Genomic DNA, 11891 nt, shown 5'->3' on the forward strand with positions numbered 1-11891 from the left:
GCGCGCCCGAACCCAACGCGATCGCGCCGATCTCGCCGTCGGCCACCGCCCCGTTGCCCAGCGCCACGTTGTCTTCGCCCGACGCGGTGCTGTTGCTGCCGCCGGCGAAACTGTTCAGGCCGCTGGCGGTGTTGCCGTTGCCCACGGCGGTGGCGTTCTCGCCGTCGACGACGTTCTCGCCGCCGAACGCGTTGCCGTTCGTCGAGGCGACCACGTTGCTGCGGCCGAACGCATTGCTGCCGTCGCCGCTGGCGTCGTTGAAATTGCCCACTGCGCTGCTGTCCGCGCCGCTGGCGGTGTTGACGAAGCCCAGCGCGCTGGCGCCATCGCCGCTGGCGACGCTTTGCGCGCCGACCGCGGTGCTGCCTTCGCCGCTGGCGACCGCGCCGGCGCCGGCGGCGGTGCTGTCCGCGCCGGAAGCCACGGCGTCGTCGCTGCCGTCGTTGGCGCCGTTGGCCTGGAAGTAGCGCGTGGCGTCGACGAACTGCGCGGCGAGCGCATCGAGCTGCGATTTGTTCACCGCATCGTTGGCGTCGATGCCAGCGCCTACGTTGACGATGCGGCGCGTCGCTGGACCGCTGCTGCCGTCGCCGCTGCCGACCGAAATGGTGTCGGCCTGCGTCGCGCGCGAGCCGGCGCCGAGCGCCACGCTGTTGGCGGCGCCCGAGCGCGCGCCGGCACCGAGCGCTACACCGTTAGTGGCGCTTGCCGAAGCCGAAGATCCGTAGCCGATCGCGACGCTGCTCGCACCCGCTGCAGCGGCGTCGCGGCCGAGTGCGGTGGTGTTGGTGCCGATGGCGCGCGTGCCGGAACCGTAAGCCGTGGCGCCCGTGGCGGTCGCCTGGCTCTGGTTGCCGATCGCGGTAGCGAGTTGTCCCGAAGCGACCGCGCCGCGGCCGCACGCATACGAGTTGTTGCCCGAAGCCGTGGGCCAGGTGCCGCCGTCCAGTTGCAGGCAGATGTTGCCTGCGCTTGCGGGCAGCGCCCATAGCGCTGCGCCGACCGACAAGGCGAGGAAGGAGGCTGCGAAGCCCGAGGACGATACGCGCGAAACGCCGACGGTGCCGTGCGACTGCTTGGCGAATTCGGATGCGACCACCAGCATGCCGAGCGACTTGTTCCAAACCTTGCTGTAAATCCTGTTCATGGGGGAGTCCTTGTTGAAACGCTAAGGGAAAGTGGCAACCCGGCGCCGCGGGGACAGGCCGGGAGGCTTTCGTTGAACGAGCAGACTACGAGGTGGTGCAGAGGGCGAAACTGACAGGCGCGAACAGAAAAGCGAAAACGCATCGCAAGCCTTGCGACTTGCGAAGACGGACGGTGACGCGAGAAGAGTGCCGATCGGGAATGCTGGCAGCATGCGGCTGCGCGAAAGTGACAAGCGCGGGACGGGAAGCGCGAAGCGCATGCAGCGAGCGACGCACGCGGACGTCGTCAACGGCGTAGGCGCGAACGCGGTTGCCCTGCATCCCCTTCCCCCGAAGCATATGCTGACCGAAACATACCTGCGAATTCAGCGCTTGGCTACGCCTTTGTCATGCGATACCTGAGCGTATGCGGGACGGGTTCGCGATTGTTGCGTTGCGGGAATATCGCCGTTCCGATCTTGGCGTGGGCCATGCGCGACGACGCTGCGCGTGAAGGATGATTCGGCCGGTTCGAACTGCGCACGCAAAGTGCCTGATGTAACTGGCATTGCTTTGTTTCATGCCGCATGCCTCGCGCGAGCGGTTGCACGCGCGTGACGTGAAGATGTCGTTAATCGAAACGAGCGTGTTCGACGCCAATAGTTTGGAACTATCGCGATGCGAGTTCCGCTCCTGCGCCGTTCGTCGCGATGGCGCAGGACATCGGCGGCGACAGCGGCGGCTGCGGGTCCGATCGCGCGGTGTCGGCCGTCACGGCGCTGACAGGCAACCCGTCCCGTATCGGCTGGATTTGTCCGACCTGTCTGTCGTCAGTCTGACCGGCCCGTCTGCGGGCTTGGCCCCGCCATGCGCGGCTCGCGGTATCCTGCGATGCGCTCCGCCCGACGCGACCCCGCCCCAGAACGATGCCGCTGTACCGCTATAAAGCCCTCAACGCCCGTGGCGAGATGCTCGACGGCCAAATGGAAGCCGCCAGCGACGCCGAGGTGGTGCTGCGCCTCCAGGAACAGGGCCACTTGCCAGTGGAAGCCAAGCCGGCCTCGGCCGGCGGCGGGGAATCGGCCTGGCGGACCCTGTTCAAACCCAAGCCGTTCGCCGGCGAGCGGCTGGTCCAGTTCACCCAACAGCTGGCGACTTTGTTGGGCGCCGGCCAGCCGCTGGACCGCTCGCTGACGATCCTGCTGGAGCTGCCGGAGGACGAGGCCGCCAAGCGCACCATCACCGATATCCGCGACGCCGTGCGCGGAGGCGCCTCGTTGTCGACGGCGCTGGAACGCCAGCACGGCACTTTCGGCAAGCTGTACATCAATATGGTGCGCGCCGGCGAGGCCGGCGGCAGTCTGCACGAGACCCTGCAGCGCCTGGCCGACTACCTGGAGCGCAGCCGCGCCCTGCGCGGCCGGGTGATCAATGCGCTGATCTATCCGGTCATCCTGCTGGTCATGGTCGGACTGAGCCTGCTGTTCCTGCTCGGCTATGTGGTGCCGCAGTTCGCGGCCATGTACGAAAGCCTGGACGCGCAGCTGCCGTGGTTCTCGAGCGTGGTGCTGGGGGTCGGCCTGTTCGTCCGCGACTGGTGGATCGTGCTGGTCGCGATACCGGCCCTGGCCGGCTGGTGGTTCGACCGCAAGCGCCGCGACCCGGCGTTCCGCGCGCGCTTCGACGAATGGCTGTTACGCCAGAAATTCGTCGGCCCGCTGATCGCGCGGCTCGAGACCGCACGCCTGGCGCGCACCCTGGGTACCCTGCTGAAGAACGGGGTGCCGCTGATGACCGCGCTGGGCATCGGCCGCAACGTACTGGGGAACCGCCTGCTCGCTGACGATGTCGAAGCTGCGGGCGACGACGTGAAGAACGGCGTCGGCCTGTCGACGGCGCTGGCCAAGGGCAAGCGTTTTCCACGTCTTGCGCTGCAGATGATCCAGGTCGGCGAGGAATCCGGCGCCCTGGACACGATGCTGCTGAAGACCGCCGACACGTTCGAGCTGGAAACCGGGCAGGCGCTGGACCGCATGCTGGCCGCGCTGGTGCCGGTGATCACGCTGTTGCTGGCCGGCGTGGTCGGCATCGTGATCATGGCGGTGCTGATGCCGCTTTACGATCTGACCAATGCCATCGGATAACGCGGTTGCGCCGGACGGAATCGCACGACACACACACTGACTACGGATGACCGCAATGCAAAATCGCCGCTCGCTGACCCGTTCCCCTTCCGCCCGTGCCCAGCGCGGCATGAGCCTGCTGGAGATCATCATCGTGATCGTGCTGATCGGCACGGTGCTGACCTTCGTCGGCTCGCGCGTGCTCGGCGGCGCGGACCGCGCCAAGGCCAATCTGGCCAAGTCGCAGGTCAGCACGTTGGCCGGCAAGATCGACCAGTACCAGATGGACACCGGTTCGCTGCCGGGCAAGCTCGACGACCTGGTCACGCAGCCCGGCAACGCCAGCGGCTGGCTTGGCCCGTACGCGAAGGCCAACGAATTGAAAGATCCCTGGGGCCACGCCATCGAGTACCGCGTGCCGGGCGAAGCCGGCGCTTTCGACCTGGTGATCCTGGGTAAGGACGGGCAGGTCGGCGGCACCAGCTACAACGCCGACATCAAGTACGAATAAGCGAACGGACAACCGTATCGGACTCGTCGTCATGCGCGCGCAGCACGTTTCCCCCGTTCGACGGCGCGCGCGCGATCGGCTGCGTGCGCCGCGGCGCGCGGCGCGCGGCGTTTCGCTGCTGGAAATGCTGCTGGTGGTGTCGATCATCGCCGCGGCCGGCCTGCTCGCCACGGCCGTGCTCACTGGCGGCTTCGCGGGGATGCAGCTGCGTTCCAACGCCAAGGAAATCGCCGCGCAACTGCGCTACACGCGTGCGCAGGCGCTGAACACCGGGCAGCCGCAGAAATTCGTGATCGATCCGGTTGCGCATACCTGGCGCACAGTCAACGACCGTCGCGGCGAGATCCCGCGCAAGCTCGGCATCGTCTTCACCGGCACGCGCGGGCTGCAGGCGCGCGCGGGCGAGGGCGCGATCCTGTTCTTTCCCGACGGCGCCTCCACCGGAGGACGCGTGCAGCTGCACGCCGGAAAAGCAGCGTGGAATGTCGATGTCGCCTGGCTCACGGGCGAGGTGACGATCAAGCGCGGCGAGGCCATGCCATGAACCCATTGGCAGAGTCGCGCTTGCTCGACTGCTCTTCGTCACGCAACGACACTCCGCGAATCACGCGTTTCGCGGTTGGCGACGTCGGCAGAAACAAAGGCAGTCGAGCAAGCTCGACTCTACAGGGCAAAGTTTCGGCAGGTTCGCGCCAGCGCGGCTACACGCTGATCGAAGTGATCGTGGCGTTCGCGGTATTGGCGTTGGCGTTGACCTTGTTGCTGGGCACGCTCAGCGGCGCGGCGCGGCAGGTGCGGCAGTCGGCGGATGCCGGGCGCGCGGCGCTGCATGCGCAATCGCTGCTCGACCAGACCGGCATCGGCGAATACCTGCAACCCGGCAGCAGCAACGGCGTGTTCGAAGGCGGACGTTACCGCTGGACGTTGCAGATCGCGCCTTACGACGATCCCACGCGCCCTGACCAGGGCCTGCAAGCGGCGTCGACGTTCGAGCCCGGCACCGCGCGCCTGCTGCGGCTGGCGCTGTCGGTGGAATGGGGCGGCGGCGGCCCGCGCCAGCGGCTGCAATTGCAGTCGCTGCGGTTGAGCATGCCCGATCCTTCGCAATCGGCGCCGCCATGAAGCGGCGCGCGCACGGCTTTACGTTGATCGAAGTCCTGCTGGCCACGGTACTGCTGGCGGCCGGGCTCGCGCTGGCCTTCGCCACGCTGCGCGCCGCCACCGCCACCGCGCAACGCGGCGAGACGCTGGCGCAACGCAGCGAACGCATGCGCGCTGTCGAAGGCTTCCTGCGCCGTCGGCTGGCCTCGGCGCTGCCGATGGCCTATGCGGTGGATCCGTCCAGCGGGGTTGCGCAACGTTTCGTGGGCGAGCGGCAACGCATGCGCTTCGTCGCCGACGTGCCGGACTATCTCGGCCGCGGCGGACCGTATCTGCACGATTTGGCGGCGAGCGATGAGAAAGGGCTGACGATCGGCTTCGCCATGATCCAGGCCGGCAAAATCGTCGAAGAACGCGCCACGCGCGCGCCGGAAACGCTGGTGCCCGATCTGCAATCGCTGCGGCTGCGCTACCGCGGCCTGAAGGACGATGGTTCGCTCGGCGACTGGCAGGACGATTGGCAGGCGGCCGACCGTCTGCCGCTGCAGATATCGGTCGAGATCCGCAGCGCTTCGATCGGCGCCTGGCCGCCGCTGGTGGTGGCCTTGCCGCAAGCGGGCAGGGAAGCTTCCAGCCAGGCGACCGAGGTGTTCCAGTGAAGCGCGTCCGGGGCGCAGCCTTGTTGCTGGTGCTGTGGCTGATCGTGCTGCTGACGGCGCTGATCGGCGCGTTCGCGCTGACCGCGCGGGTCGAAAGCCTGCAGGGGCGCGTGCTGAGCCAGGGTGTGGTCGCCGACGAGGCTGCACGCGCCGGGCTCGAATACGCGCTGGTCCGCATCAACGACGACGACCCGCGGCGCCAATGGCAACCGGACGGGCGCGACTACGCCTGGCGCTTCGGCGCTGCGCAATTGCAGCTGAAGATCGTCGACGAGTCCGGCAAGATCGACCTGAACACGGCCGATGCGACGCTGCTGACCGGTTTGTGGCTGACGCAGGGCGTGGATCGCGATCAGGCGGCGCGGCTGGCTTCGGCGATCATCGACTGGCGCGACCGCGACGCGTTCAGCCAGGCGCAGGGCGGCGCGGAGGATCCGCAATACGCCGAAGCCGAGTTGCCTTACGGCGCCAAGGATGCGCCTTTCGAGAGCGTGGCCGAACTGCAGCAGGTGCTGGGCATGACGCCTGCGCTGTATACGATGGCCGAACCTCATCTGACGGTGTTCGGCGGCATCGAGCGTCCCGACCCGCGTTTTGCCGACGGTGTCGTGCTGCAGGCCCTGGGCCTGGATGCCGATGCGCTGCTCGAGCAACGCAACGCGCCCGTCGATCCCGCCTCGCCGCAGGCGTTCCTGGGTTTCGGCAGCGGCACGTATAGTATTGACAGCCGCGCGCGGCTGCCCGACGGTCGCGAGACGGTGCTGCGGGCGGTCGTGCGCACCGGCGCGAACCGGATACCGGGATCGGCCTACACGACACTGCGATGGGAGGAAGGCGCCAGCCCGCAATGAGCGCGTTACGCGACAGCTTCGGACGCTTCGGCGCACGGCTAGCCCCGGGCGCGGGCGGCTTTTTCGCCTGGTGGGGCGCGGCGCTGGCGTCGTGGCTTCCGGCGTCCTGGCGTGCGGTTTTCGGATTGGCGCGCGACCGCCTGCTGCTGGCGCGCGACGGCGAGCAATTGATGCTGCGCGTGCAAACCCTGGATGGCCTGCGCGAACTCGGCCGCGTGCCATGGCCGCCGGATGCGGACGACGACGCCTTGTCGCGCCTGCTGGCGCCGAGCGTGGCCGAACTGCCGCGCTGGGGCCTGCTGCCGGCCTCGGTCGGCCTGCGTCGCCGGGTGCTGCTGCCGGCCGCCGCCGCGGAGCGCCTGCACGACGTACTGGCGTTCGAGATCGACCGGCAAACGCCATTCCCTGCCGATGCGGTGTATTTCGATGCGCGCGTGGTCGAGCGTCGTGGCGACGGCCAGATTCAGGCCGAACTGGTCGCGGTGCCCAAGGTTGCGCTCGACGACGCGCTCGCCGCGCTGGGCCCGGCGGCCTCGACGCTGGCCGGCGTCGACATCGCCGACGAAGCCGGCCGGCCGCTGCAGCTGAACCTGTTGCCCGCGGGACGCCGCCAACGCGCTGCCGACCCTTCTCGTCGCTGGAACTGGATGCTTGCGGTCGTCGCCGTGCTGGCGCTGGCAGTGGGCTTGTGGCAGATCCTCGAAAACCGCAACGCGGCCGCAGATGCGTTCGAAGCCCAAGTGTCGGGGCATGCAGGCGATGCCCGGCGCGTGGCGCAGCAACGCCAGCAACTGCTCGACCTGGTCGAAGGCGCGGCCTTCCTCGAACGCACGCGCGTCGGTCGGCCCACCGCGATCGCGGTCGTCGACGAACTCAGCCGCAGGCTGCCCGACGGCACTTACCTGGAAAAACTGTCGTTGGAAGGCGGCCAGATGCAGTTGATCGGGTTCAGTTCCGAAGTCGGCGAACTGGTGCGGCAGCTGGAAGGCTCCAAATTGTGGCGTTCGCCCGCTTTGAGCGGCGCCGTGCAGCCGGATCCGCGCACCGGCCGCGACCGTTTCACGATGACCGCCGAACTGGCCATCGCGCCGGAGCCGGGCAAGCCCGCGAATGCGCGGAACGACGACGCCAGCGGAGACGCCGATGCGCAACGAACGCGCTGACCGCGACCGTTGGCTGGCGCTGGGCCTGTTGCTGGCCGCGCTGGCGCTGGCCTATCTGGTGCTGGTGCATCCGTGGTGGACGGTACCGATGCTGGCTGCGCAGGACCGCATCGAAGCCCTGCAGGAACGCGAGCTGCGCGTGCGCATGCAGTTGCAGCAGCAGCCGCAGATCCAGCGCCGCCTGGCGCAGGTCCAGGCGCAGGGCGCGCAGAAGCCGGGTTTTCTGCCCGAAGGCAGCGCCGAACTGGCCACCGCAGGCCTGGCGCAACAGCTCGAGCGCGTGGTGCTGGAGGCCAGCCCGGGCAACCGCAGTTGCCAGATCAGCAACCGTTCGCCGCTGACCGCGGCCAGCCAGGAACGTTTCCGCAAAATCGTGGTGCAAGTCCGCCTGCGCTGCGGCATGCCGGAGTTGGCGACCGTGCTGTACCGGTTGGAGAACGGCGACCCGCGCATGTTCGTCGACAATCTCAACATCCTGGCGCAGTCGAATTATTTCGTGGCCGACGCCGGCCGCGCGCAGCAGGGCGGGTTGGACGTCAGCTTCGACCTGTACGGCTATCTGCGGCCTTCCGCCGCTGGCGGGGTGCCGCGTGCGCGCTGACGGCATCGGCGTGCGCACCTGGTTGCTGGCGGCGATCGCCGGCTGGGCGCTTTTGGTCTGGATCCTCGCGATAGCCGGTATGGGCGGCGGCATTAGCCCCTTGCCCGCCGACGCTGCTCTGGCGCCGCAACTGCCGCCCGCGCCTTCGGCATCTCGCCTGGTTTCCCACAACATGAACGAATACGGCGAAGCGACCACCCGGCCGCTGTTTTTCAGCGATCGCCGGCCCAAGCCGTTCTCGCTGCAGCCTGGCGGCGATGTCGCGACGCAAGAGACCTTCGATTACGTGCTCAGCAGCGTGCTGATCGCCCCCGGCCTGCGCATGGCCATCCTGCAGTCGCCCGATGGCGCCAATTCGATCCGGCTCAAGCTGGGCGAAGCTTCCGAGAAGCTGCCCGGCTGGCGCCTGACCGAACTCACCCCGCGCAGCGCCACGATCGCTTCGGCCACCGAAACCCGGTCGCTGGAACTGCGCGTTTTCGACGGACGCAACGGCCAGCCGCCCACGGCGCAACCGAGCGTGCAGTCCGCAGCCGGCGCCGCACAGGCTACGATGCCGGTCCCCCCGCCGCCTAACCCGGTACCGAGCCCGCCGATGACGCCGACGCCGCAGCCCGCCCGTACCGCCGCAGGCGAACCGGCGGTGCCGCCGGAAAAGGCGCAAAGCGCAGCGCCGCCGTCCAGCAACGAAGCGCAGCTGCAGGCGATCAGGCAACGCATCGAAGCCCGGCGCGCGAAATTGCGGCAAGAAGCGCAAGAAGCCGCCAAGCCCAAGAACTGACAGGAACGACATGATCGGTCTCATCCGCCCCCAGCCGAAGATTTTCCTGTCCGCCCTGTTGTGCGGGGTGCTGGCGGCGTGCGCCACCGTGCCGCGGCCGGACGTACGGCGCGAAGGCGTCATGCCGACCGAGACGGCAGCGGCTACCGCCGCGGCCGACGGTACGGCGGTGCGGACCGAGTCCATCGAAGCGGCGGACAGTGCCGGCGACGCCGGCCCGCGCCCGGTCGTGCGCCGCGGCAGCGGACAGATGATCAACCGCGGCGCGGCCACGGCGGGCCCCGTGTCCGCGGGCGGGGCGTCCGCGCGCGGCGGCAATACCACCTTCAATTTCGAAGGCGAATCGCTCAATGCGGTGATCAAGGCGATCCTGGGCGACATGCTCGGGCAGAACTACGTGATCGCGCCGGGCGTACAGGGCACCGTCACGTTCGCCACGCCCAAGCCGATCGACTCCGCGCAGGCGCTGTCGCTGTTGGAGATGGTGCTGGGCTGGAACAACGCGCGGATGATCTACAGCGACGGCCGCTACACCATCCTGCCCGCCGACCAGGCGCTGGCCGGCACGGTGGCGCCGCGCGCCGGTGCGCCCGGCATGGCGCGCGGCGGCTACCAAGTGCAGGTGGTGCCGCTGCGCTACATCTCGGCCACGGAGATGGAGAAGCTGCTCAAGCCTTACGCGCGCCCGAACTCGATCATCAACGTCGAGCCCTCGCGCAACCTCATCACTCTGGCCGGCACCCAGACGGAACTGGCCAACTATCTGCGCACGATCGAAATTTTCGACGTGGACTGGCTGGCCGGCATGTCGGTGGGCGTATTCCCCCTGCAGTCCGGCAACGCCATGAAAGTGGTGGCCGATCTCGAGAAAGTGTTCGGCGAGCAGAGCAAATCGCCGGTCGCGGGCATGTTCCGCTTCATGCCGCTGGAAGGCTCCAACGCGGTGCTGGCGATCACTTCGCAGCCCGAATATCTAGACGACATCCAGTCCTGGATCGACCGCATCGACGGCGTCGGCGACGCGCCGCGCCTGTTCACCCACGAGTTGAAGTACATCAAGGCCGACGAACTGGCCACGCGCCTGGCCGAAGTGTTCGGCAGCGGCCGCGGCGGCAACGGCAGCGGCAGCGGCGGGCCGTCGTTGATGTATCCGCCTGATGCCGAAACCATCCGCGGTTTGGGCGACAACATGAGCCCCACCAGCGGCGTGGACGGCAGCAGCAGGGACAGCTTCAGCAGCGCCGGCGGAACGGGCGGCGGCGACATCGGCAATCTCAGCCTAGATCCGGAGCAGACCACCCGCAATACGACCGTCACGCTCGAAGTCAACGGCGATAAGGTCGGCGTATCGGCGGTGCCGGAAACCAATTCGCTGTTGGTGCGCGCCACGCCCGCGGCCTGGAGATCGATCCGCGAAGTGGTGGAGAAGCTCGATGTGATGCCGATGCAGGTGCATATCGAGGCGCAGGTGGTGCAGGTGCAACTGGGCGGCGAGTTGTCGTATGGCGTCAGCTGGTTCTTCGAGCGCGCGGTCACCGACAACGGCCTGCCCAGCGCGGTGGGGCGCGATACCTGGAGCCAGCTCGCCGGCAGCATCAAGCCCACCGGCGCGAACTGGATCTTCCTGGGCACCAACGCCGCGGCGGTGATCGACGCCCTGGACAAGGTCACCGACGTGCGCATGCTGCAGACGCCATCGGTCTTCGTCCGCAACAACTACGAAGCCACGTTCAACGTCGGCAGCCGCATTCCGATCAACTCGGTTTCGGTGAACCCCAACACCGGCAGCGAGAGCACCATCAGCCAGGTGCAGTACATCGACACGGGCACCATCCTCAAAGTGCGTCCGCGCGCCACCAAGGACGGCACGATCTTCATGGACGTGGTGCAGGAAATCAGCGCGCCGTCGGGTACGCCGGACGTCAACGGCAACGTGCGGATCGACACGCGCCGCCTGAAGACCAATGCGATGGTGCAGAGCGGCGAGACCGTGATCATGGCGGGCCTGATCCAGGACGAACGCAGCCGCGGCTCTTCCGGCTTCCCCGGCCTGAGCCGCATTCCGGTGATCGGCGGCTTGTTCGGCAAGCAGACCACGTCGGACTCGCGCAACGAGACCATCATCCTGCTGACGCCGACCCTGGTGCGCAATCCGCAGGAAGCGCGCGACCTCACTGACGAATACGGACGTCGCTTCCGCGCGATGGAGCCGATCAAGCCGCCGCGTAAGAAGTAAACAGCCCGGCGCCATTGCCCGGAGGGGCGAGTCGCGCTGCGCCGGTGCTGACGAATCCGCATCGTTGGCGGCTCTCTGTAAAGCCGATGTGTTTGTGTCGACCCGGATAGCTTCCAGGTTGAATGGCGGCACGATCTGCAGCCATGGCCATTCCAGTTGCGTTCTTCCGTCTTGCGGAAGTCTCCAACAGCAACTGGCCTATGAAAAGCAAAATCGTTTGTGCGCCCTCCCGTTTGAGAACGGCGGCTGCAGGCTTGCCGGATCAATGGAGAAGAATGATCGCGCCGCTCGTAGGCGCCTGGCGCAGCAAGGACGGTTTGCGCATCGGACGTTACCGGATCGGAACCAGTCTCGGATTCGGCGTATTGGCCGTATTAGGCGTGGCCGCAGGCATGTTGGCGGCATGGGCGGACGGGCCGGCGCAAGGGACGCCGCCGGCAGGCGAGATGCTGGAGGTCAAGGGCACCGAGGTGATCGGCACGCTGAAGGGTGCGGTGTCGGTGGGCGCCGCCGGCGACGCACACTGGAGCACGAGCTTGAAAGTGGTGCCGGGTGTGGGCGGCATGGAGCCGTCGCTTAGCATCGAATACGGCGGTGGCGGATACGGCGGCTTGGGCGTGGGGTTTTCGCTTAGCGCTGGCGGCGAGATCAGCCGCTGCCGGCAGACGTTAGGCCAAGACGGCCGACATGCGCCGGTGAGTTGGACGCAGGCCGACCCGTTGTGCTTGAACGGGGCGA

General features: G+C 67.9%; 11 protein-coding genes and 1 pseudogene. 11 read left to right on the forward strand and 1 reads right to left on the reverse strand.

Annotated elements, in window-relative coordinates; genetic code table 11:
* A partial coding sequence (locus M2650_RS16270; protein ID WP_283254845.1) for an ESPR-type extended signal peptide-containing protein occupies window positions 1-1147 on the reverse strand: 1147 nt, incomplete at its 3' end.
* A 906-nt stretch (window positions 1148-2053) separates the two neighbouring features.
* On the opposite strand from M2650_RS16270, the gene xpsF reads away from it, so the two are divergent.
* The 11 genes and pseudogenes from xpsF to M2650_RS16325 form a co-directional block, all read left to right on the forward strand.
* Window positions 2054-3271, forward strand: a complete 1218-nt coding sequence (gene xpsF, locus M2650_RS16275; protein ID WP_249476233.1) for a type II secretion system protein XpsF — start codon at window positions 2054-2056, stop codon at window positions 3269-3271.
* 55 nt (window positions 3272-3326) lie between these two features.
* Window positions 3327-3761 (forward strand): type II secretion system major pseudopilin GspG, encoded by a 435-nt coding sequence (gene gspG, locus M2650_RS16280; protein ID WP_249476234.1) that lies wholly within the window; start codon window positions 3327-3329, stop codon window positions 3759-3761.
* A 31-nt stretch (window positions 3762-3792) separates the two neighbouring features.
* Window positions 3793-4305, forward strand: coding sequence for a type II secretion system protein XpsH (gene xpsH, locus M2650_RS16285; RefSeq protein WP_249476235.1), 513 nt, complete (start codon window positions 3793-3795; stop codon window positions 4303-4305).
* A gap of 146 nt (window positions 4306-4451) precedes the next feature.
* Window positions 4452-4883: pseudogene (xpsI, locus tag M2650_RS16290) on the forward strand (type II secretion system protein XpsI); the annotation flags it as partial.
* Window positions 4880-5521 (forward strand): prepilin-type N-terminal cleavage/methylation domain-containing protein, encoded by a 642-nt coding sequence (locus M2650_RS16295; RefSeq protein WP_249476236.1) that lies wholly within the window; start codon window positions 4880-4882, stop codon window positions 5519-5521. The pseudogene xpsI and the gene M2650_RS16295, both read left to right, overlap by 4 nt.
* Complete coding sequence (locus M2650_RS16300; protein WP_249476237.1) at window positions 5518-6372, forward strand: type II secretion system minor pseudopilin; 855 nt, start codon at window positions 5518-5520, stop codon at window positions 6370-6372. Before M2650_RS16295 ends, M2650_RS16300 begins: the two co-directional genes overlap by 4 nt.
* On the forward strand, window positions 6369-7535 hold the full coding sequence (locus tag M2650_RS16305) for a PilN domain-containing protein (protein ID WP_249476238.1): 1167 nt from the start codon (window positions 6369-6371) through the stop codon (window positions 7533-7535). Before M2650_RS16300 ends, M2650_RS16305 begins: the two co-directional genes overlap by 4 nt.
* Entirely contained in the window at window positions 7516-8136 is a 621-nt protein-coding gene (gene gspM / locus M2650_RS16310) for a type II secretion system protein GspM (protein ID WP_249476239.1), read from the forward strand. Before M2650_RS16305 ends, gspM begins: the two co-directional genes overlap by 20 nt.
* On the forward strand, window positions 8126-8917 hold the full coding sequence (locus M2650_RS16315; protein ID WP_249476240.1) for a dihydrolipoyllysine-residue succinyltransferase component of 2-oxoglutarate dehydrogenase complex: 792 nt from the start codon (window positions 8126-8128) through the stop codon (window positions 8915-8917). Before gspM ends, M2650_RS16315 begins: the two co-directional genes overlap by 11 nt.
* A 10-nt stretch (window positions 8918-8927) precedes the next feature.
* Window positions 8928-11153 (forward strand): type II secretion system secretin GspD, encoded by a 2226-nt coding sequence (gspD, locus tag M2650_RS16320; protein ID WP_249476241.1) that lies wholly within the window; start codon window positions 8928-8930, stop codon window positions 11151-11153.
* A 275-nt stretch (window positions 11154-11428) separates the two neighbouring features.
* The coding region (locus M2650_RS16325) for a hypothetical protein (protein ID WP_249476242.1) at window positions 11429-11891 on the forward strand (463 nt) is incomplete at its 3' end.

Source organism: Luteimonas galliterrae (assembly GCF_023374055.1).
GTDB lineage: Bacteria > Pseudomonadota > Gammaproteobacteria > Xanthomonadales > Xanthomonadaceae > Luteimonas_C > Luteimonas_C galliterrae.

Excerpts from the sequence above, each read along its gene's own strand:
- xpsF (WP_249476233.1), top strand. The coding sequence starts at position 2,054 with ATGCCGCTGTACCGCTATAAAGCCCTCAACGCCCGTGGCGAGATGCTC.
- M2650_RS16305 (WP_249476238.1), top strand. The coding sequence starts at position 6,369 with ATGAGCGCGTTACGCGACAGCTTCGGACGCTTCGGCGCACGGCTAGCC.
- gspG (WP_249476234.1), top strand. The coding sequence starts at position 3,327 with ATGCAAAATCGCCGCTCGCTGACCCGTTCCCCTTCCGCCCGTGCCCAG.
- gspD (WP_249476241.1), top strand. The coding sequence starts at position 8,928 with ATGATCGGTCTCATCCGCCCCCAGCCGAAGATTTTCCTGTCCGCCCTG.
- xpsH (WP_249476235.1), top strand. The coding sequence starts at position 3,793 with ATGCGCGCGCAGCACGTTTCCCCCGTTCGACGGCGCGCGCGCGATCGG.
- M2650_RS16295 (WP_249476236.1), top strand. The coding sequence starts at position 4,880 with ATGAAGCGGCGCGCGCACGGCTTTACGTTGATCGAAGTCCTGCTGGCC.
- gspM (WP_249476239.1), top strand. The coding sequence starts at position 7,516 with ATGCGCAACGAACGCGCTGACCGCGACCGTTGGCTGGCGCTGGGCCTG.